General features: G+C 69.7%; 21 protein-coding genes. 18 read left to right on the forward strand and 3 right to left on the reverse strand.

Annotated elements, in window-relative coordinates:
• The first annotated feature begins 11 nt into the window (after window positions 1-11).
• From ACTIFJ_RS07155 to ACTIFJ_RS07235, 17 genes are read left to right on the forward strand one after another with little or no spacing between them, the layout of a single operon-like run.
• Window positions 12-437: a ribulose bisphosphate carboxylase small subunit gene (locus ACTIFJ_RS07155; protein ID WP_439533410.1), complete on the forward strand. Its 426-nt coding sequence runs from the start codon at window positions 12-14 to the stop codon at window positions 435-437.
• Window positions 427-1,302, forward strand: a complete 876-nt coding sequence (cbbX, locus tag ACTIFJ_RS07160) for a CbbX protein (protein WP_439533411.1) — start codon at window positions 427-429, stop codon at window positions 1,300-1,302. The genes ACTIFJ_RS07155 and cbbX overlap by 11 nt, the downstream gene beginning before the upstream one ends.
• 10 nt (window positions 1,303-1,312) lie before the next feature.
• A complete protein-coding gene (locus tag ACTIFJ_RS07165; protein ID WP_439533412.1) occupies window positions 1,313-1,519 on the forward strand; it encodes a hypothetical protein in 207 nt (68 codons plus the stop codon).
• Window positions 1,497-1,880: an NADH-quinone oxidoreductase subunit A gene (gene ndhC / locus ACTIFJ_RS07170; RefSeq protein ID WP_439533413.1), complete on the forward strand. Its 384-nt coding sequence runs from the start codon at window positions 1,497-1,499 to the stop codon at window positions 1,878-1,880. The genes ACTIFJ_RS07165 and ndhC overlap by 23 nt, the downstream gene beginning before the upstream one ends.
• The gene (locus ACTIFJ_RS07175) at window positions 1,877-2,491 is read left to right on the forward strand and encodes a NuoB/complex I 20 kDa subunit family protein (RefSeq protein WP_439533414.1); all 615 of its coding nucleotides are present in this window, start codon (window positions 1,877-1,879) and stop codon (window positions 2,489-2,491) included. Before ndhC ends, ACTIFJ_RS07175 begins: the two co-directional genes overlap by 4 nt.
• Window positions 2,488-4,257: an NADH-quinone oxidoreductase subunit C/D gene (gene nuoC / locus ACTIFJ_RS07180; RefSeq protein ID WP_439533415.1), complete on the forward strand. Its 1,770-nt coding sequence runs from the start codon at window positions 2,488-2,490 to the stop codon at window positions 4,255-4,257. Before ACTIFJ_RS07175 ends, nuoC begins: the two co-directional genes overlap by 4 nt.
• Window positions 4,254-4,727: an NADH-quinone oxidoreductase subunit NuoE gene (gene nuoE, locus ACTIFJ_RS07185; RefSeq protein ID WP_439533416.1), complete on the forward strand. Its 474-nt coding sequence runs from the start codon at window positions 4,254-4,256 to the stop codon at window positions 4,725-4,727. Before nuoC ends, nuoE begins: the two co-directional genes overlap by 4 nt.
• A complete protein-coding gene (locus tag ACTIFJ_RS07190) occupies window positions 4,724-6,010 on the forward strand; it encodes a complex I 51 kDa subunit family protein (RefSeq protein WP_439533417.1) in 1,287 nt (428 codons plus the stop codon). Before nuoE ends, ACTIFJ_RS07190 begins: the two co-directional genes overlap by 4 nt.
• Window positions 6,007-7,398, forward strand: coding sequence for a 2Fe-2S iron-sulfur cluster-binding protein (locus tag ACTIFJ_RS07195; RefSeq protein ID WP_439533418.1), 1,392 nt, complete (start codon window positions 6,007-6,009; stop codon window positions 7,396-7,398). Before ACTIFJ_RS07190 ends, ACTIFJ_RS07195 begins: the two co-directional genes overlap by 4 nt.
• A 28-nt stretch (window positions 7,399-7,426) precedes the next feature.
• The gene (locus ACTIFJ_RS07200) at window positions 7,427-8,488 is read left to right on the forward strand and encodes a molybdopterin-dependent oxidoreductase (protein ID WP_439533432.1); all 1,062 of its coding nucleotides are present in this window, start codon (window positions 7,427-7,429) and stop codon (window positions 8,486-8,488) included.
• Window positions 8,485-9,435, forward strand: a complete 951-nt coding sequence (gene nuoH, locus ACTIFJ_RS07205) for an NADH-quinone oxidoreductase subunit NuoH (protein ID WP_439533419.1) — start codon at window positions 8,485-8,487, stop codon at window positions 9,433-9,435. Before ACTIFJ_RS07200 ends, nuoH begins: the two co-directional genes overlap by 4 nt.
• Window positions 9,432-9,920 carry an NADH-quinone oxidoreductase subunit NuoI gene (gene nuoI, locus ACTIFJ_RS07210; RefSeq protein WP_439533420.1) on the forward strand — a complete coding sequence of 163 codons (489 nt, stop codon included), beginning with the start codon at window positions 9,432-9,434 and terminating at the stop codon, window positions 9,918-9,920. The genes nuoH and nuoI overlap by 4 nt, the downstream gene beginning before the upstream one ends.
• Complete coding sequence (locus tag ACTIFJ_RS07215) at window positions 9,917-10,405, forward strand: NADH-quinone oxidoreductase subunit J (protein WP_439533421.1); 489 nt, start codon at window positions 9,917-9,919, stop codon at window positions 10,403-10,405. The genes nuoI and ACTIFJ_RS07215 overlap by 4 nt, the downstream gene beginning before the upstream one ends.
• Complete coding sequence (gene nuoK, locus ACTIFJ_RS07220) at window positions 10,405-10,710, forward strand: NADH-quinone oxidoreductase subunit NuoK (RefSeq protein WP_439533422.1); 306 nt, start codon at window positions 10,405-10,407, stop codon at window positions 10,708-10,710. Before ACTIFJ_RS07215 ends, nuoK begins: the two co-directional genes overlap by 1 nt.
• 4 nt (window positions 10,711-10,714) lie before the next feature.
• Window positions 10,715-12,634, forward strand: a complete 1,920-nt coding sequence (locus ACTIFJ_RS07225; RefSeq protein WP_439533423.1) for an NADH-quinone oxidoreductase subunit 5 family protein — start codon at window positions 10,715-10,717, stop codon at window positions 12,632-12,634.
• Window positions 12,625-14,079, forward strand: coding sequence for a complex I subunit 4 family protein (locus tag ACTIFJ_RS07230; RefSeq protein ID WP_439533424.1), 1,455 nt, complete (start codon window positions 12,625-12,627; stop codon window positions 14,077-14,079). Before ACTIFJ_RS07225 ends, ACTIFJ_RS07230 begins: the two co-directional genes overlap by 10 nt.
• 7 nt (window positions 14,080-14,086) lie before the next feature.
• Window positions 14,087-15,436, forward strand: a complete 1,350-nt coding sequence (locus ACTIFJ_RS07235; protein ID WP_439533425.1) for a proton-conducting transporter transmembrane domain-containing protein — start codon at window positions 14,087-14,089, stop codon at window positions 15,434-15,436.
• A gap of 2 nt (window positions 15,437-15,438) precedes the next feature.
• On the opposite strand, the gene ACTIFJ_RS07240 is transcribed toward ACTIFJ_RS07235, so the two are convergent.
• From ACTIFJ_RS07240 to hemN, 3 genes are all read right to left on the reverse strand, one after another.
• Window positions 15,439-15,891 carry a threonine/serine exporter family protein gene (locus tag ACTIFJ_RS07240; RefSeq protein WP_439533426.1) on the reverse strand — a complete coding sequence of 151 codons (453 nt, stop codon included), beginning with the start codon at window positions 15,889-15,891 and terminating at the stop codon, window positions 15,439-15,441.
• A complete protein-coding gene (locus ACTIFJ_RS07245; RefSeq protein ID WP_439533427.1) occupies window positions 15,888-16,664 on the reverse strand; it encodes a threonine/serine exporter family protein in 777 nt (258 codons plus the stop codon). The genes ACTIFJ_RS07240 and ACTIFJ_RS07245 overlap by 4 nt, the downstream gene beginning before the upstream one ends.
• A 94-nt stretch (window positions 16,665-16,758) precedes the next feature.
• Window positions 16,759-18,078, reverse strand: a complete 1,320-nt coding sequence (gene hemN, locus ACTIFJ_RS07250) for an oxygen-independent coproporphyrinogen III oxidase (protein ID WP_439533428.1) — start codon at window positions 18,076-18,078, stop codon at window positions 16,759-16,761.
• 34 nt (window positions 18,079-18,112) lie between these two features.
• On the opposite strand from hemN, the gene bchE reads away from it, so the two are divergent.
• Window positions 18,113-19,275 (forward strand): magnesium-protoporphyrin IX monomethyl ester anaerobic oxidative cyclase (gene bchE, locus ACTIFJ_RS07255; RefSeq protein ID WP_439533429.1); only part of this gene is annotated, 1,163 nt, incomplete at its 3' end.

Consider the following 19,275-nt stretch of genomic DNA (forward strand, 5'->3'; position numbering starts at 1 on the left):
GGAGAATGACGATGCGCATCACCCAGGGCACATTCTCGTTCCTGCCTGACCTCGACGACACCCAGATCGCCGCGCAGGTGCAATATTGCCTCGACAAGGGCTGGGCGGTGAACCTCGAATACACCGACGATCCGCACCCCCGGAACACCTATTGGGAGATGTGGGGCGCGCCGATGTTCGACGTGCCCGACGCCGCCGGGGTGATGCTGCAGCTCGCCGCCTGCCGCAAGGCGAACGCGGGCGCGCACTACATCCGCCTGTCGGCGTTCGACAATGCCCATGGCTGGGAGTCGATCCGCCTGTCATTCATCACCGACCGGCCGGCAAACGAGGCCGGCTTCGCGCTGGTCCGGCAGGAGATGGAGGGCCGCCGCACCGTCTACACCACCCGCGCCTATGGCACCGATCGCCCCGATGGGGAGCGTTATGGCGGATGACAGCATCGACCTGAAGCAGGCCTTCGCCGCCACCGGGCTCGGCGACGACCTCGATCAGCTCGACCGGGACCTCATCGGCCTCGCGCCGGTCAAGCAGCGCATTCGCGAGATTGCTGCGCTGCTGCTCGTCGATCGGGTGCGGGCCGGGCTCGGGCTGGTCACCGAGGCGCCGACGCTGCACATGAGCTTCACCGGCAATCCGGGCACCGGCAAGACGACCGTGGCGCTGCGCATGGCCGGCATTCTCCACAAGCTCGGCTATCTGCGCAAAGGCCATCTCGTATCGGTGACCCGCGATGACCTGGTCGGCCAGTATATCGGCCACACCGCGCCCAAGACCCGCGACGTGCTCAAGCGCGCCATGGGCGGTGTGCTGTTCATCGACGAGGCCTATTATCTCTATCGCCCCGAAAATGAGCGCGATTACGGCCAGGAAGCCATCGAGATCCTGCTGCAGATCATGGAGAATCAGCGCGATGATCTCGTCGTCATCCTCGCCGGCTACGGCGCGCCGATGGACCGGTTCTTCGCCTCCAACCCCGGATTCCGGTCGCGCATCGCCCATCACATCGACTTCCCCGATTATTCGGACGACGAGCTGGTGACGATCGGCGAGACCATGCTGGCGCGGCTCAATTACCGTCTCAGCCCGGCGGCGCGCGTCTCGCTGATCGACTATGTAGCGCTGCGAAAGGCGCAGCCGCTGTTCGCCAATGCCCGCTCGATCCGCAACGCGCTGGACCGGGCCCGCCTGCGCCAGGCCAGCCGGCTGTTCGCCAGCGCCGATCCGGTCAGCACGGCCGACCTGTCGGTGATCGAGGCGGCCGATATCCGCGCCAGCCGTGTGTTCGCGGCCAACACCTAGGGCCAAAGACATGACCGATTTCGCTTTCTGGAACTCTCTCCTTGTGTTGCGGGACAGACGATCCTTGCTTTCCCGCCGGGATGGCGCAGACAGGAACATCAAGGGTCTGTCGCCTGTCCGCCCCATTACCGGCAGCCTGCTCGATGCAATAAAGAATACAAACCGTTGGCCTGCGCTGCTGCTGGAGGGCATCGATGTCATTTCTTTCCGCAACTGACCCCCGTCTTGCGCTCTTCCTCCATGTCGTGGTCGCGACGCTCGTTTTGGCGATTGCCCTGGGCCTCGCGACATTGGTCCGGGAACCCGGGCGCGAGCGGCTGGGCATTTATGAAAGCGGCGCGCCTCCCGGCCCGGCCCGCCTGGCGCCGGTGACCGCTTCCTATTCGCTGATCGCCATCTGCTTCATGATCTTCGACGTCGAGGCGGCGCTGCTGTTCGCCTGGGCCGGGGCGGCGCGCGATGTCGGGCGGCCCGGCCTGGTCGCGGCGACGGTGTTCGTGGTGCTGCTGCTGGCGGCGCTCGCCTATCTGTGGCGCGACGGCGCGCTGGAAACCGGCCCCGATCGGCGGCGGTCATGACCGTCGAACTCACCCGGCTCGCCGACAGCATGCCCGAGAGCGAAGCGATGGCGCGCGGCCAGCTGTTCACCCGGCTCGACGACCTCGTCGCCTGGTCGCGCAAGAACAGCCTGTGGCCGTTCAATTTCGGCCTGTCCTGCTGCTATGTCGAGATGGCGACGGCGCTGACCCCGGTGTTCGACCAGGCGCGCTTCGGCGCCGAAGTGATTCGCGCCACCCCGCGCCAGGCCGATCTGCTGATCGTCTCGGGGACGGTGTTCACCAAGATGGCGGTGCCGCTGAAGCGGCTCTACGAGCAGATGCGTGCGCCCCGCTGGGTGATCTCGATGGGCGCCTGCGCCAATTCGGGCGGCATGTACGATATCTATTCGGTGGTGCAGGGCGTCGACAGCTTCCTGCCGGTCGATGTCTATGTCCCCGGCTGTCCGCCGCGGCCCGAGGCGCTGCTCGATGCGATGATCCTGCTCCAGGGCCAGATCGCCGCCCGGCCGCGTCCGCTCGGCATCACGCTGGACGGCGAACCTGCGGCCTATGACCCGCCGGCGCGACGCGACACGCTGCGTGATGCGCGAATGGCCGTGACCCGGCTCGCGGACCCCGACGCGTCGTGACCGTGCTGACCGAGACAAGGCCGGAGACGTCCGAAGTCACCGAGGCGCTGCGCCACCGCTTCGGCCCGGCAATCCTGTGCCAGCAGCCGACGGCCGAGGATTTTCCGGTGCTGTGGATCGCGCCCGAGGCGGCGCCGGCTGTCCATCATTTCCTCAAGCACGAGATCGACCGGCCATTCCCGCTGCTCGCCGACCTCTGGGGCATTGACGAGACGGCGCGGGTTCACCGCGAAGGCCAGCCGGCGTCGGGCGTCACCGTCGTCAGCCACCTGGTCTCGCTCGACCGCAACAGCGACATTCGGCTCAAGGTCGCCTGCGACGGCGCCGCCCCGCGCGCCCGGTCGATCGCCTCGGTCTATCCGGCGGCCGACTGGTATGAGCGCGAGGCGTTCGACATGTTCGGCGTGCACTTCGAAGGCCGTGACAGCCATCGCCGCATCCTGATGCCGCCGACCTGGCAGGGCCATCCGCTGCGCAAGGCGCATTATGCCCGCGCCACCGAGAAACCGCCGTTCCGAATGACGCCCGACTATTTCGCCGCCGAGGAAGCGGCCGCGACCTTCGATCCCGAAGCCCATGGCCTGCCGACGACGCAGGACGGGGTCGAGCTGATGATGCTCAACTTCGGCCCGCATCATCCCTCCACCCACGGCGTCTTCAAGATCGTGCTCGGGCTCGATGGCGAGGACGTCGTCTGGGCCTGGCCCGACATCGGCTACCACCATCGCGGCGCCGAGAAGATGGCCGAGCGCCAGACCTGGCATGGCTTCATCCCCTACACCGACCGCATCGACTATCTCGGCGGGGTGATGAGCGAACTGCCCTATCTGATGGCGGTCGAGCGGCTGTGCGGCATCACCGTGCCGGCCCGCGCCGAGGTGATCCGGGTGATGCTCTGCGAGATGTTCCGCATCACCAACCACCTGCTGTTCTATGGCACCATGGCGCAGGATGTCGGCCAGATGTCGCCGGTGTTCTACATGTTCACCGATCGCGAGCGCGCCCACCGGATCATGGAGACGATCACCGGCGCGCGGATGCACCCGGCCTTCTTCCGCATCGGCGGCGTCGCCATGGACCTCCCGCCGGGCTGGGACACGATGATCCGCGATTTCCTCGACTGGATGCCGAAGCGCCTCGACGATTACGAGACGATGGTGCTGAACAGCGGCCTGTTCAAGGCGCGCACCGTCGGCATCGGCGCCTTCGATACGGCGACGGCGCTGGAATGGGGCACCACCGGTCCGCAGTTGCGCGCCACCGGCTGCGACTGGGACTGGCGAAAGCGCCGGCCCTATGGCGGCTATGAGAATTACGAATTCGACATCCCGACCGGACAGCGCGGCGACATCTTCGACCGGACGAGGGTCCGGGCCGATGAAATGCGCCAATCGCTTCGGATCATCCGCCAGTGCGTCGACAACATGCCCGCCGGTCCGATCAAGGCCGACCACCCGCTGGCCATGCCGCCGTCGCGGGACCGCATGCGCCACGACATCGAGACGCTGATCCAGCATTTCGTCAGCGTCAGCCGCGGGCTGGACGTGCCGGCCGGGGAGGCCACCGGCCAGATCGAGACGCATCGCGGCCTGACCCAATATGCGCTGGTGTCGGACGGCGGCCCGTCGAGCTACCGCACCCGCATCCGCACCGCCTCGTTCGCGCACCTCCAGCTGCTGCCGCTGGTGGCGAAGGGCATGAGCGTCGCCGATCTCGTCGCCTATATCGCCAGCATCGATTTCGTCATGTCGGACGTCGACCGGTGAGCCTGCCCGATGCCCTTGCCGCCGGAATCCGGCACGCGGTCGACAGCCATGGCGGCCCGCGTGGCGCCATCCTCGAAGCGCTGCGGCTGGTCCAGCAGGCCGAAGGCTGGGTGTCCGATGCGCGCATCGCCGACATCGCCACCCTGCTCGGCATGACCACCGCCGAAATCGACAATATCGCCACCTTCTACAGCCATATCTTCCGCCGCAAGGTCGGCCGGCGGCTGATCATGCTCTGCGACGGCGCCAGCTGTTATCTGAACGGCGCCGACGCGGTGCGTGACGCCGTCATGGCCCGTCTCGGCATCGGTTTCGGCGAGACGACGCCGGACGGAGACTATACGTTGCTCAATGTCTGCTGCGTCGGCGACTGCGACCATGCCCCGGCCGGCGTCCTTGGCCGCGACCGCCAGCCGGCCCGCCGGCTGAGCCCGGAGGCCATCGACACGCTGCTGGACGGCCCGGAATGAGCGCGCCCGCTCTCACCGGCCCGCTCACCGGCCGATCGCGTCCCGACCGCCGGCCGCACAGCCTCGCCGAATGGCAGGCGCTGGGCGGCTATCAGGCGGTGACCACGGCGCTGGCGATGCGCCCGGCCGATATCATCGACATGGTCGACGCGGCGGCGCTCAACGGGCGTGGCGGCGCCGGCTTCCCGGTGGCGCGCAAATGGCGGTTCATGCCGGCCCCCGGCACCGCACCCAAGACCGCACCCGGCGACGGCCCCAGCTATCTGATCGTCAACGGCGACGAGATGGAGCCCGGCGCCTTCAAGGACCGGCTGTTCATCGAGGCGCTGCCCCATCAGCTGATCGAAGGCGCGATCATCGCCGCTCATGCCATGCATGTCAGCGAGGCGATCATTCTGGTGCGGGACAATTACCGCGCCGGCATCGCCGCAATGGAAAGCGCCATCGCCGAGGCCGGCGCCGCCGGCCTGCTCGGCGGGCTGCGGATGCGCGTCCATGCCTCGGCTGGCCGCTATATCGTCGGCGAGGAAACCGCGCTGATCGAGGCGCTCGAAGGCAAGCGGGCGGTGCCGCGCAAGCGTCCCCCCTTTCCCGCCCAGTCCGGCCTGTGGGGGCGCCCGACGACGGTCAACAATGTCGAGACCATTGCCTGCGTGCCGATCATCGTCAGCGGCGGGGCGGCGGCCTTCCGCGCCCTGTCGCGCACGGCCGAGGGCGGCACCAAGCTCTACGGCGTGTCGGGCCGCGTCCACCGCCCGCAGCTGATCGAGGCGCCGATGGGCACCACGGCGCGCGAACTTATCGACCGCTGCGGCGGCGTGTCGGGCAACGGCATGCTGCGCTGTTTCCAGCCCGGCGGCGGCGCCAGCGGCTTCCTCGGCCCCGAGCATCTCGACCTGCCGCTCGATTTCGGCAGTGTCGCCGCCACCGGCTCGATGTTCGGTACCGGCACGATGATCGTGCTCGACGAGACCGCCTGCCCGATCGGCGTCGTCGCCCGCCACCTGCGCTTCTATGCGCGCGAGAGCTGCGGCTGGTGCACCCCCTGCCGCGAAGGCCTGCCCTGGACGGCGCGCATCCTCGACGCGCTCGAAGCCGGCACCGCCCGCGCCAGCGATCTCGACGTGCTGCGGATGACCGCCGCCGAGGCCGGGCCGCGCGGCCGCAGCTTCTGCGACCTGATGGGCGGCGCCATGCAGCCGCTGGCCAGCGCGCTGACGCGCTTCGCCGACCTGTTCGACGATCATCTGGCGCATGGCTGCACCATCGGGAAACAACAATGACGGCGCGCATCCATATCGATGGCCGCGCCGTCGAGGTGCCGGAGGGCCGGGACCTGCTCTCCACCTGCCTCGATCAGGGCGTGGCGGTGCCGCATTTCTGCTGGCACCGCGCCATGGGCTCGATCGGCGCCTGCCGGCTCTGCGCGATCAAGGTCCATGACGGGCCGGACGACACCCGGGGCCGGATCGAAATGGCCTGCATGACGCCGGTCGCCGACGGCCAGCGCGTCGAGGTCGCCGACCCCGAGGCGGCGGCGTTCCGCGCCCATGTCATCGAATGGCTGATGGTCAACCATCCGCATGATTGCGCCGTCTGCGAGGAGGGGGGCGCCTGCCAGCTGCAGGACATGACGATCGCTGCGGGCCATCACCTGCGCCGCGCCGATGCCGCCAAGCGCACCCATCGCAACCAGGATCTCGGGCCGCTGCTCACCCATGAGATGAACCGCTGCATCGCCTGCTATCGCTGCACGCGCTTCTATCGCGGCTATGCCGGCGGGCGGGATCTCGACGTGTTCGGCGCGCACGACCGCGTCTATTTCGGTCGCGCCACCGATGGCGTGCTGGAGAGCCCCTTCGCCGGCAACCTCGCCGAGGTCTGCCCGACCGGCGTCTTCAACGACAAGGGCTGGTCGAAGGACTATGCCCGGCCCTGGGACATGACCGAGACGCCGTCGATCTGCCCGCATTGCGCGGTCGGCTGCAACATCGGCCTGTCGGCGCGCGCCGGCCGCCTGCGCCGTGTCGTCAACCGCCGCCATGATGCCATCAACGGCGACTTCCTCTGCGATCGCGGCCGCTATGGCCCGCTGTTCGTCGAAGCGCCGACAGCACTGACCACCGCCCGGCACCGCGGCGAGACCATCGCCGTCTCCCCGGCGCTCGATGCCACAAGCGCCGCGCTCGCCGCCGGCCACGCCATCGGCATCGGCTCGCCCCGCGCCTCGCTCGAGGCCAATTACGCCCTGCGCCGGCTGGTCGGGCCGGCGCGGTTCTTCGCCGGCATCGCTGACAGCGAGGCGCAGCTGGTCCAGCGCATGGCCAGCCTGCTCGCCGCCGGCCCCGCCCGGGTCGCCAGCCTGGCCGACATCGAGCATGCCGATGCTCGGCGAGGACCTGACCGGTACCGCCCCGCGCGCCGCGCTGTCGCTGCGCCAGGCGGCGCGCGGCGCCGAACGCGATCTCGCGGCGCAAAAAGGCGTGCCGATGTTTCTGGACAATGCTGTGCGGGTCGCCGGCGAGGGCCGCAGATCGCCGATCACATTGGTCACGCCGCTGCCGGACGCGCTCGACGATATCGCCACCCGGCCGCTGCGCCGCACCCCCGATGCCATTGCCGACTTCGGCCGGCAGGTCGCCGCGGCGCTGCAGGGCGGCCTGTGCGATGATCCCGACGCCGCGGCCACGGCCGCGGCGCTGGCCGCCGCGACCGCGCCGCTGGTCATCGCCGGTGCCGGGCTCGGCGACATCGCCATCGTCGAAGCCGCCGCCGCCGTGGCGGCGGCGCTCGGCACCCGCGCCCGGCTGGCGCTGTTCCCCGGCGAGGCCGATGCGATGGGGCTGGCCCTGCTCGGCGCCCCCGGAATCGACAGCGCCGTCGCCGCGGCCGGCAGCGGCGCCGTCCTCGTCCTCGAGAACGACCTGTTCGCCCGTTGCGACCCAACAACCGTCGAGGCGCTGTTCGCCGGCCGCACCGTCATCGCGCTCGATTGCCTGGAGACCGCTACCACGGCGCGCGCCGATATCGTGCTGCCGGTGGCCAGCTTCGCCGATGCCGCCGGCACCTTCGTCAACCATGAAGGCCGCGCCCAGCGCTTCCTCGCCGGCCGGCCCGAGGGCATGCCGGCAGCATGGCGGATGCTCGCGGCGCTCGGCGGCGGCGCCGAGCCGGATCTCGACACGCTGCTCGCGGCGCTGGCCCGCGACTGCCCGTCGCTGGCCCCCGTCGTCGACGCCGCGCCCCCGGCCCTGTTCGAGACGCCGCTCGGTCCCGTCGCCCGGGCACCGGCCCGCCAGTCGGGCCGCACGGCGTCGGACCGCGCCGGCCGGATCGCCGAGGCCATGCCGCCGCACGATATCGATTCCCCCTTCGGCTGGACAATGGAAGGCGCGCCCCAGGCGACACTGCCCATGGCGCTGTTCGCCGGCACCTCGGTACTGGCCGGCGCTGCCTTCCCGCCTCCCGTCGACGCACCCTTGCCCGGCGACGGCCTGCGGCTGATACCCCTCCACGACCCGTTCAGTGCCGGCGAGACCGACCGCGCCAGCCCCCTCCTCGCCGCCCGCGCCCCGGCGCCGCGCCTGCGCCTCCATCCCGACGATGCCGCGGCGCTCGGGCTGGCCGAAGGCGATGCCCTGCGCATCGACGGGCATCCGGCCCCGGCGCTGACCCTCGATGCCGCCGTCCCCCCCGGCCATGTCGCGCTCACCACCCGCCACCGCACGCCGCGCCGCGTCCAACTGGAACGCCGGCCATGATCATCGGCTGGCCCCTTGTCCTGCTGTTTTCGGTCATGCTGGTGGCAGCGCTGCTCGTCGCGGCCGGCGTGTTCACCTGGGTCGAGCGCCGCGTCCTCGGCTTCATGCAGGAGCGGCTGGGGCCGAACCGCGTCGGCCCGTTCGGCTTTTTCCAGTGGATCGCCGACACCATCAAGCTGCTGACCAAGGAGGATGCGCCGCCGGCCGGCGCCGATGTCGCCGCCTTCCGCCTCGCCCCGGCGATGGCGGCGCTGCCGACGCTCGCCGGCTTCGGCGTCGTCGCCTTCGGGGACGGGCTGGCCATCGCCTCGCTCGACATGGGGGTGGTGTTCGTCATCGGCATGCTGGCGCTGAGCGTCTATGCGCTGGTGCTCGGCGCCTGGGCCTCGCGCAACCGCTATGCGCTGCTTGGCGGCCTGCGCGCCGCGGCGCAGATGCTGGCCTATGAGGCATTCCTCGGCCTGTCGCTGATGGGCGTTGTCCTGCTCGCCGGCAGCTTTGCCATGGCCGATATCGTCGCCGCACAGCAGGATGTCTGGTTCATCCTCGTCCAGCCGATCGGCGCCGTGCTGTTCTTCATCGCCGCGCTCGCTGCCGCCCACCGCCTGCCGTTCGACCTGCAGGAATCGGAAAACGATCTCGTCGCCGGCTTCATGACCGAATATTCGGGCATGTCGTTCGCGCTGTTCTTCCTCGGCGAATATGTCGCCATCCTGCTGGTCAGCGCGCTGGCGGTGACGCTGTTCCTCGGCGGCTGGCTTGGTCCCGTCCTGCCGGGGCCGGTCTGGTTCGGCCTTAAGGTCAGCGCGCTGGCGCTGGTGTTCATCTGGGTCCGCGCCGCCCTGCCCCGGCCCCGCTACGACCAGCTGATCGGCTTCTCCTGGAAGGTCGCGCTGCCGCTGGCGCTGGTCAACCTCATCGTCACCGGCTGGATGGTGCTGGCATGATCGGACTGCTCAAATCCCTATGGGCGATCGGCCTCAAGTTGCTGGCGCCGACGCAGACCCAGCTTTACCCCGAGGTCAAGCCGGTGCTGCCGCCGCGCTATCGCGGCCGCATTATCCTGTCGCGTGATCCTGATGGCCAGGAGCGCTGCGTCGCCTGCAACCTCTGCGCGGTGGTCTGCCCGGTCGATTGCATCGAGGTGGTCAAGGCCGAGACGGTCGAGGGCCGCTGGTATCCCGAAACCTTCCGCATCAACTTCGCCCGCTGCATCTTCTGCGGCCTGTGCGAGGAAGCCTGCCCGACCGCCGCCATCCAGCTGACCCCGGATTTCGAGCTGGCCGAGCATGCCCGCGCCTCGCTCGTCTACGACAAGCCCGACCTGCTGATCGCCGGCGAAGGCAAATATCCGGGCTACCGCTATTGGGACGTCGCCGGCAAATGCCGGACCGACCCGCCGAGCGTTGACACGAAGGACCTCCAGCCATGACCGCCTTTGCCCTCTGGGCCGGCACCGCCGCACTGCTGGCCGGCGTGCTGACGGTGACGCGCGCGACCGTCGTCCATGCGCTGATGTACCTCGTCGCCATGCTGCTGGCGCTGGCAACGGTGTTCTTCGCGCTCGGCGCCAGCTTTGCCGGCGCCATGCAGATCCTCGTCTATGCCGGCGCCATTGTCGCCGTCTTCGTCTTCGTGGTGATGACCGTGGACAGCAGTCCGGCGGCAGCGGCGCGCGAGCGGTCGCGGCTGCGCGGGGCCTGGCGCGGTCCGGCGCTGCTCGTCGGCCTGATGCTGTTGCCATTGTTCGCCGGCCTGCCGGGCGGCGGCGTCCCCGCGCTGCCGGTATCGGCCCGCGCCGTCGGCGCGCTGCTGTTCGGCCCCTGGGCGCTCGCTGTCGAGCTGGCGTCGTTCCTGCTGCTCGCGGCGCTGCTCGGTGCCCGTCATCTGGCGCGCCGTTCGCCGGAGGAGAAATGATGGCCGGCGGGGTCGTGGCCGGGCTGGGCATCGCTGCGGCGCTGTTCGCCATCGGCCTGTTCGGGGTGATGGCGCGGCGCAGCGTGCTCCTGCAGCTGTTGTCGCTGGAGGTCATGCTCTCCGGCCCGGCGCTCGCCTTCATCATCGCCGGCAGCGCGCGCGGCGATGCCCAGGGCCAGGGCATGTTCGTTCTCATCCTGGTGCTGGCGGCCGCCGAAGTGGCCATCGGCCTGTCGCTCTATCTTCGCCTGTCCCGCCTCGCCGATGTGACGGACAGCGATTCGATCAGCGATCTCAAGGGCTGAGGCGATGATACCGACGCTGACCATCTTCCACCTGCTGCTGCTGGTGCCGGCCCCGGCGCTGGCCGCCTTCCTCGTCCTCGGGCTGGCCCCCGTCCATCTGTCGCGCCGGATGGTCGTGGCGGTGGCACTGCTCGGCGGCGTGATGCCATTGCCGGTGATGGGCGGGATGGCGGCGCTGTGCTTCTCCGGCCAGTGCCATGGCACGGCGCCGATCTTCGACCTGATGGTCGGCGCCGCGCATGTCGACCTGGCGCTGCTGCTCGATCCGTTGAGCACGATCGTCGGTCTCACCGTGGCGCTGATCGGCGCCTGTGTGATCGTCTATTCGGCCGACTATATGGCGGGCGCGCGGACCAGCGATCTGCGACGCTTCTTCGCGCTGATGAACCTGTTCCTCGCCGCCATGCTGGCGATGGTGCTGGCCGGTGATTCCATCATCTACTTCCTCGGCTGGGAGATGATGGGCATGTGCAGCTTCTTCCTGATCGCCTATAATGTCAGCTCGCAGCGGGCGATTGCCGCCGGCCGCAAGGCCTTCATCATGTCGCGCATTGCCGATGCGATGCTCCTCGCCGGGCTGCTGCTGCTGTTCATCGCGGCCGGCTCGGTGCGCATCGAGGCGCTGATTCCCGCCGGCCTGGCGATGGCGCCGGGGATGCGGACCATCGTCGCAGCGATGCTGCTCGGCGGTGCGCTCGGCAAATCGGCCCAGTTGCCCTTCCACACCTGGCTGCCCTCGGCGATGGCCGGGCCGACGCCCGTTTCGGCACTGCTCCATTCGGCGACGATGGTCGCCGCCGGCGCCTATCTGATGACCCGTTTTGCGCCGCTGATGGCCGCCTCGCCGGACGTGATGGCCGCCATGGCCATCGGCGGCGCGGCAACGGCGGCCTTCGGCGCCTTCACCGCGCTGTTCCAGACCGATGTGAAGCGCCTGCTGGCCTTTTCGTCGATCAGCCAGATCGGCTTCATGCTGCTGGCGCTCGGCGTCGGCGCCCCGGCGGCGGCGATTGCGCACTTCGTCGCCCATGCGCTGTTCAAGTCGCTGCTGTTCCTCGCCGCCGGGGACATGGCCCATAGCGCCGGCGATGACACCTCGATCGCGGCGATGCGCGGCGCGGCCCGGCGGCGTCCGCTGTCGTTCGCCGCCTTTGCCGCCGGTGCCGCCTCGCTCGCCGGCCTGCCGCTGGTGACCGCCGGCTGGTGGTCGAAGGAGGAAATCCTCAACGCCGCCCTGACGGCCGGACCGCTCGGGACGCTGCTATGGGCCGCCGCCCTGCTCTCGGCCGTGCTCACCGCCACCTATGCCTTCCGGCCGGTGTTCACCGCGCTCCAGCCCGGCGCACCGGACCCGCACCCCGAGCCGACAGGCCCCGCCACGGCGATCCCGCTGTGCCTGCTCGGCTTCGGCGCGCTGGCCGGTGGCCTGCTCGTCGGCCCAATCATCCATCTGCTCGGCGGCGTCCACCCCGAGGTGCCGGCCTTCACCGTGTTGCTGGCGGCCGCCGCGCCGTTGACCGGCATCGCCCTGTCGCTGGCCCTCACCCGCTCCCCGGCCTTTGCCACAAGGCTGGCCGCATCGCGCCATCAGCGGCAGGGGATGCGGATCGACGTCCGCTATCATGTCTGGTTCGTCCAGCCGTTCCAGCGGCTGGTCCGCTGGCTCAGCGGCACCACTGGCGGCCGGGCCGATCCGTTCGGCGCCGCGCCGATACAGCTGATCCTGTGGCTGAAGCGCCAGCTCATCGATCGCTTCACCACAGACGGCTTCGATCGCGGCTGGATGGCGCTGGCCGGCACGGCCACGCCCTTGTGGTCGGCGGCCCGCCGCACCCAGAGCGGCCGCGTCCGCCATTCGGTGATGGCCATCACCGGCGGCGCGGCAGCGCTTCTCCTTCTTGCATGGATAACGACATGGCCCTGATCGCGATGATCCTGCTGCCGCTGCTGGGCGGTTGCGCCGCGCTGTTCGCGCCCCGCCTGGGCCGCAACGCCGAGCGCTGGCTGTCGGTGATCGTGCTGGTGGCCGGTCTGGCCGCGCTGGTCTTGGCGATCTTCGATAGCAGCGGCGATGGCCGCTGGCTGGCGATCTCGCGCACCCCCTGGGCGCCGGCGATGGGCCTGCAACTGCTGTTCGCCATGGACGGGCTGTCCGCCGCCATGCTCGCCATCTCGCTCGGCCTCGGGCTGATCGCGGTGTTCGTCTCCTGGAACACCCGCGAGAATTCCGGCCTGTTCCACGCCTCGCTGCTCTGGACGGTCGCCGCCTCGAACGGCGTCTTCCTGGCGTTCGACCTGCTGGTGCTGGCGTTCTTCTGGGAGCTGATGGTGGTCCCCAGCTTCCTGCTGATCGCGCTCTGGGGCCACGGCGCGCGCGAGAATGCGGCGATGAAGTTCCTGGTCTTCAATGCCGTCGCCGGCCTCGGGCTGCTGGCGGCGGTATTCTGGATGGCCGCCACCGCGCCGGTGATCACCTTCGATGCCTTTGTGCTGTCGGCCAGCGGCATCGCCCCGCAAGCCCAGGTCTGGCTGCTCGCCGGCTTCGCGCTGGCCTTCATCGTCAAGCTGGCGGTGCCGCCCTTCCATGCCTGGCTGCCGGACGCGCACACCCAGGCCCCCACCGCCGGGTCGATCCTGCTCGCCGGGCTGCTGCTCAAGACCGGCGCCTATGGCCTGTTCCGCTTCCCGCCGCTGCTGTTTCCGGACGGGTTTCTGGTGCTGGCGCCCTGGGGTCTGGCGCTGGGCAGCTTCGGCGCGCTCTACGGCGCGGTGATGGCGTGCGGCCAGACCGACGCCAAGCGGCTCGTCGCCTATACGTCGGTGGCGCATATGAGCATCGTGCTGATGGGCATATCGGGCGGCGTTCACTTCGCCATGATGGGCGCCGCGATCGAAATGGTCGCCCATGCCTTCTCGGCCTCGGCGCTGTTCCTGCTGATCGGCGCCGTCTATGACCGTGTCGGCACCCGCGACCTGCGCGAGCTGGGCGGGCTGCAGCGCACCGCGCCGCGCTTCGCCGCCGCCTTCGCGCTGTTCTTCGCCGCCGTGTTGGCGATGCCGGGCACCGCCAACTTCCTCGGCGAGGCGCTGGTCATCACCGGCATGTTCCAGGTCAACTGGATCTTCGCGGCCCTCGCGCTCGGCGCCCTCGTCGTGTCGGTCGTCTACGCGACGCGGCTGCTCAAGGAGATCGTCTTCGGCGAGCCGCAGGCCCGGCCGATCACCAGGGACCTCACCGCCCGCGAGATGGTGCTGGTCGTGGTGCTGGGCGCCTGCACCCTGTTGTTCGGCCTGCTGCCGCAACTGCTGATGGACCCGCTCGGCCCGGCCGTCGACGCCGCCATTGCCGCCATCGACGCGGCGCGGTGAGGACGCGATGCTGACGACGGGGCTGATCCCCCACGCCATCCTCGGCCTCGCCGCCGTACTGGCAATGCTGCTGGCTCCCAGGGCGCGACCCGACATGGTCCGAGGCGTGGCGGCGTTCGGCCTGGCGCTGGCGGCCCTGGCCGTGCTGGGCCGGATGGCCGCGCCCGCCGCCCCGGCGCCGCCCTTGTTCGTCGATGATGGCCTCGCGCGCGTCGGCACGCTGCTGGCGAGCCTGTCGGGCCTTGCCGTGCTCGGCTTCCTGCGGTCCCGCGCCAGTGCGCGCGAAGGCCCGGCGCTGGTCTGCATCGTCGCTCTCGGCGCGGCGGCGCTGGCCTCGGCCGCCCATGTCGCCAGCCTGTTCCTCGGGCTGGAGATCGTCTCGCTGGCACTGATCGGCCTGTTCGCGCTGCCGCTGACCCGCGCCTCGCTGGAGGCCGGCTACAAATATCTGCTGCCCGGCGCGGCCGGGTCGGCGGCGCTGCTGCTCGGCGCGGCGCTGGGCTATGCCGACACCGGCCAGCTCGATTTCACCGCCTGGAGCGGCGGCACGAGGCTGGCGGCGCTCGGCACCGCGCTGCTGCTCGTCGGCCTGGCGTTCAAGCTGTCGCTGGTCCCCTTCCATCTCTGGGCGCCGGACATTTACGACGGCGCCCCCACCGCCGCCGCCGCTCTCGCCGGCACGGCCGCCAAGGTCGCCGTCGTCATCGCCGTGCTGCGCGTCGACGCGGCGGCGCCGGCCGGCCCGGTCTGGTCGACGGGTCTGGCGGCGCTCGCCCTCGCCTCGATTCTGCTTGGCAATCTGGCGGCGCTGCGCCAGCCGTCGCTGGCCCGGATGATCGGCTATTCGTCGGTCGCCCATTCCGGCTATATCGCCGCGATGATCGTCTGCGGGGCGAGTGCGGCACCAATGACCATCCTCTTCTATCTGGCGGCCTATGTCCCGGCGGTGCTGGCGGCGCTGTGCGTCGCCGGCAGCCTCGGCGCCCCCGCGACCAACGACAGCCTGCGCGGCCTCGCCTGGCGCAGGCCGCTGGCCGGCGGGGTGCTGGCGCTGGCACTGGTGTCGCTGGCCGGGCTGCCGGTGGCGATGGGCTTCCTCGCCAAGCTGTTCCTGCTGGAAGCGCTGGTCCGCTCGGGCGCCTGGCTGCTGCTCGGCGCGGTGGTCATCGGCTCGGGCCTCGGCCTGTTCGTCTATTTCCGCTTCTTCACCGCGCTGTTCGCGCGCGATGGCGAGGCATCATTCCCGGCGCTGCACCGGCCCGATCGCGCCGTGCTGCTGGGCTGCGGCGGTCTGCTGCTGCTGCTCGGCCTCTATCCGGCGCCGCTGATCGATTATCTGCTGCGGGCCGTCGGCTGAGGTCAGAAGTCGCGGTTGCCGAACAGCTGGGTGGTGATCGACAGCCCGGTGCCGATGGCGCCGAGCGTAAAGGCGACGCGCAGCAGATATTCCATCGTCGTCGCCGCCGTTACCATCGACCCATCGGCGGCCGAGGACAGCGCAAACATGCCCAAAATCGCCTTGGCCGCAAAGCTGCCCGGAACCATCGGAATGCAACCCGCCACAGCCAGCGCATTGCGCGATGGCCCCAGCACGCCGCGCAACACCCGCACGCCACACCCCAGAACTGCCGCCGCCATGAACGACGCCGCCTCCAGCGCCAGCCCGGCATCGATGCCCAGCGTCCGCGTGGCCAGCGCCAGCGCCCCGGCAGCGGCGCACCACAGAAGATCACGCCCGCCGAAATTGAACAGCACGCCAAAGCCCGCCGCGGCGATGGCCCCGAACGCCATGTTCTCGATCAGCACCATCATGGCTGCACGCCGACCAGCAGCTGCGCCATGACCACCCCGGCGACCACGAAGATCAGCAGCATCGCCACCGTCACCGCCCGCGCGCTGCCCAGCATCGGGTCCCCCTCGATGATGTCCGACTGCGCATTGAGCGCCGGCACCCCGGGCACCAGCAGCAGGATCGATGCAATCATCGCCGTATAGGCCGTGCCGCTCCCCAGCGCCTCCGCCCCCAGCGCGCCAAGGCTGGCGGCGACAAAAGCCACGACAACCGCCACGATGAAGACATTCACCGCACGGTGAATCAGCAGGTGGCGGACATATTGCCCGCACGCCGCCGCCGCCGTCACCGCCGGAAACGCCGTCCAGTCGATGCCGATCAGCTTGCCGAAGGCCGCGCAGGCCAGACCCACCGCAATCGCCACCAGCCACGCCGGATGCCGCGGCGTCTCGCGCTCGAGCCGGCCCAGCTCGGTCAGCAACGCCGCGGGCGTCATCTCGCCCGCATGCCGCGCCAGCCTGCGCACCGCCTGGTCGAGCCGATGGTTGACCCCGATCGCGCCGATCGCCCCCATCCGCGTCACGCTCCTGTCGCCAAGGCGGACCGTGATATCGATGGCCGAATAGCTGGCGCGCGTATCCACCTGCTCGGCGCCCAGCTCCCGCGCCGCCAGCGCGCAGCCGGTCCGCACCACATGGGCGCGCGCGCCGCACTGCATCAGCACCCGGCCGACCGCCAGGGCCGCCTGCGCGATTCCCTCCAGATCGCCATCGGGACGCGCGGCGTCAGCCATGCTGCGGGGTGTCCATGCCATACCGAGGAGCGAAGGGGGAGAACACCATCGATGTCTATATCGTCACAGCCGCCGTGTCCAAGCGGACGGCGGCTCAGATGGCCTTGCTGTGCCGTGCCCCGTCGAAATGCGCATCGAAGGCGGCAGCGATCAGTCGGGCATAGGGCCAGCCGCCGGGCATCAGCCGCACCGCCCCGGCCTCCAGCCGGATCAGCCCGGCATCGGCATAGGACCGCAGCGCCTCGATCGCCGGCGGATAATCATCGCCCACATCAACAAAGCCGTCGCAGAGCAGCCGCTCGATGATCCGCCCGCGGGCGCGGTCATCGGCGGTGCGCGCCACCCCGCGAACACCGGCCAGCCCGCCGGCCAGCACGGTGTTGCGCCAGCCGGCGACATGCTTGTCGTTCTGCACGATCAGGTCATCGAACTGGCTGATCGCCGTGGCGCCCAGCCCGATCGTCGCCTCGCCGGGATGGGTCGCATAGCCCTGGAAATTGCGGTGCAGCGTGCCCGCCGCCGCGGCAATCGCCATCGGGTCGTCCGGCCGGGCGAAATGATCGAAGCCGATCGCCACATAGCCGCCCTCGGTGAAGGCGGCATGCGCCAGCGCGCTCTGGGTGAAGCGGGTTTCGGCGTCCGGCAGCTCGGCATCGGCGATCATCCGCTGCCGGGCGATCATCGCCGGCATATGCGCATAGCCGAACACCGCCACCCGGTCCGGCGCCAGCGTCAGCGCCTTGGCGATGGTGTCGGCAAGATCGGCGTTGGTCTGCAGCGGCAGCCCATACATCAGGTCGAAGTTGATCCCGGCAATGCCATTGGCCCGCGCCGCACGAACGGCGTCGGCAATCATCCCGAGCGGCTGGATGCGGTTGATCGCGGCCTGCACATGCGGGGCCAGCGTCTGCACCCCGAGGCTGAGGCGGTTGACTCCAACGGCGGCCAGCGAGGCAATATAGCCGCCGTCCAGCCCGCGCGGATCGAGCTCCACGCCGATTTCGGCGTCGGCCGCGACATCGAACTGCTGCCACAGATCGGTGATGATCCCGCACAGCGCCGCGGCCGGCATGCTGTTCGGGCTGCCCCCGCCGAACTGGATGCCGGTGACGCGGCCGCGCATCAGCGGCGCAACCGTCTCGATCTCGGCATGCAGCGCCTGGACATAGGCCGAGAGCCGGCCCTCCCGCGTCATTTCGTCTCGCACCGCCCCCGTATTGCACCCGCAATACCAGCAGATCTGCCGGCAATAGGGGATGTGCAGATAGAGCGAAACCGCTGTTCCCGGCGCGATTCTAATCAGCGCCGCCCGCTGTTCGACCGCGCCGACGCCGCTGCCGAACTGCGCAGCGGTCGGATAGCTGGTGTAGCGCGGCACCGGCCGCTCGGCGAGATCGGGAAGATAGGGGATCATGGCCGGACCCTAGGGGCCAGCGCCGCCGCGCTCCTTGACCTGCATCAATGAAGGCCCGCGCGGCGGCGTGCGAAGAGCAGGGACAACCTCGGGGGCCATCGCCGTGCGGATCCTGTTCATCCATCCCAATTACCATTCCGGCGGCGCCGAAATCGCCGGCAGCTGGCCGCCGGCCTGGGTCGCCTATCTGTCCGGCGCGCTCAAGGCGGCGGGCTTCGAGGACATCCGCTTCGTCGACGCGATGACCAACAACCTCGATGACGACCAGCTGCAGGCGCTGATCATCGGCTACAAGCCCGATATCGTCGGCACCACGGCCATCACCCCGTCGATCTACACCGCCCAGCGCGTGCTGGAGATCGCCCGCCAGACCGATCCCGCGATCGTCACCGTGCTCGGCGGCGTCCACGCCACCTTCATGTACCGGCAGGTGCTCGCCGAGGCGCCGTGGATCGATGCCATCGTCCGGGGCGAAGGCGAGGAGATCATCACCGCGCTGGTCCGCGCCATCGCCGAGGGCGACTGGAAGCCGAAACGCAAGTCCATTCCCGGCCTCGCCTTCATCGAGGATGGCCAGGTCGTCGCCACCCCGGCCGCGCCGACCATCCGCAATGTCGATTCCATCGTTGCCGACTGGGGCATCCTCGACTGGGCCAAGTACAACTACATCCCGCTCGGCGTCCGCGTCGCCATCCCCAACATGGCGCGCGGCTGCCCGTTCACCTGCTCCTTCTGCTCGCAATGGAAGTTCTGGCGCGATTACCGGGTGCGCGATCCGATCAAGGTCGTCGACGAGATCGAGGGGCTGATGCGCGATCACCAGGTCGGCTTCTTCATCCTCGCCGACGAGGAGCCGACGATCAACCGCAAGAAGTTCATCGCCTTTTGCGAGGAGCTGATCCGCCGCGATCTCGGCATCCTGTGGGGGATCAACACCCGGGTCACCGACATCCTGCGCGATGAGGACCTGCTGCCGATGTACCGCAAGGCGGGGCTCATCCATGTCTCGCTGGGCACCGAGGCGGCGGCGCAGCTGAAGCTCGACCTGTTCAACAAGGAAACCACCGTCGCCCAGAACAAGCGGGCGATCGAGCTGCTGCGCAACGCCGGCATCGTCGTCGAGGCACAGTTCATCGTCGGCATGGAGAATGAGACGGCGGAAACGCTCGAGGAAACCTATCGCATGGCCTGCGACTG

This window comes from Polymorphobacter sp., assembly GCF_051860865.1.
GTDB lineage: Bacteria > Pseudomonadota > Alphaproteobacteria > Sphingomonadales > Sphingomonadaceae > Sandarakinorhabdus.

What these genes read in the sequence shown, in the direction of transcription:
- ACTIFJ_RS07155 (WP_439533410.1), top strand. Translation starts at nt 12, where the DNA reads ATGCGCATCACCCAGGGCACATTCTCGTTCCTGCCTGACCTCGACGAC.
- cbbX (WP_439533411.1), top strand. Translation starts at nt 427, where the DNA reads ATGGCGGATGACAGCATCGACCTGAAGCAGGCCTTCGCCGCCACCGGG.
- ACTIFJ_RS07165 (WP_439533412.1), top strand. Translation starts at nt 1,313, where the DNA reads ATGACCGATTTCGCTTTCTGGAACTCTCTCCTTGTGTTGCGGGACAGA.
- ndhC (WP_439533413.1), top strand. Translation starts at nt 1,497, where the DNA reads ATGTCATTTCTTTCCGCAACTGACCCCCGTCTTGCGCTCTTCCTCCAT.
- ACTIFJ_RS07175 (WP_439533414.1), top strand. Translation starts at nt 1,877, where the DNA reads ATGACCGTCGAACTCACCCGGCTCGCCGACAGCATGCCCGAGAGCGAA.
- ACTIFJ_RS07190 (WP_439533417.1), top strand. Translation starts at nt 4,724, where the DNA reads ATGAGCGCGCCCGCTCTCACCGGCCCGCTCACCGGCCGATCGCGTCCC.
- ACTIFJ_RS07195 (WP_439533418.1), top strand. Translation starts at nt 6,007, where the DNA reads ATGACGGCGCGCATCCATATCGATGGCCGCGCCGTCGAGGTGCCGGAG.
- nuoH (WP_439533419.1), top strand. Translation starts at nt 8,485, where the DNA reads ATGATCATCGGCTGGCCCCTTGTCCTGCTGTTTTCGGTCATGCTGGTG.
- nuoI (WP_439533420.1), top strand. Translation starts at nt 9,432, where the DNA reads ATGATCGGACTGCTCAAATCCCTATGGGCGATCGGCCTCAAGTTGCTG.
- ACTIFJ_RS07215 (WP_439533421.1), top strand. Translation starts at nt 9,917, where the DNA reads ATGACCGCCTTTGCCCTCTGGGCCGGCACCGCCGCACTGCTGGCCGGC.
- nuoK (WP_439533422.1), top strand. Translation starts at nt 10,405, where the DNA reads ATGGCCGGCGGGGTCGTGGCCGGGCTGGGCATCGCTGCGGCGCTGTTC.
- ACTIFJ_RS07225 (WP_439533423.1), top strand. Translation starts at nt 10,715, where the DNA reads ATGATACCGACGCTGACCATCTTCCACCTGCTGCTGCTGGTGCCGGCC.
- ACTIFJ_RS07230 (WP_439533424.1), top strand. Translation starts at nt 12,625, where the DNA reads ATGGCCCTGATCGCGATGATCCTGCTGCCGCTGCTGGGCGGTTGCGCC.
- ACTIFJ_RS07235 (WP_439533425.1), top strand. Translation starts at nt 14,087, where the DNA reads ATGCTGACGACGGGGCTGATCCCCCACGCCATCCTCGGCCTCGCCGCC.
- ACTIFJ_RS07240 (WP_439533426.1), bottom strand. Translation starts at nt 15,891, where the DNA reads ATGATGGTGCTGATCGAGAACATGGCGTTCGGGGCCATCGCCGCGGCG.
- ACTIFJ_RS07245 (WP_439533427.1), bottom strand. Translation starts at nt 16,664, where the DNA reads ATGGCTGACGCCGCGCGTCCCGATGGCGATCTGGAGGGAATCGCGCAG.
- hemN (WP_439533428.1), bottom strand. Translation starts at nt 18,078, where the DNA reads ATGATCCCCTATCTTCCCGATCTCGCCGAGCGGCCGGTGCCGCGCTAC.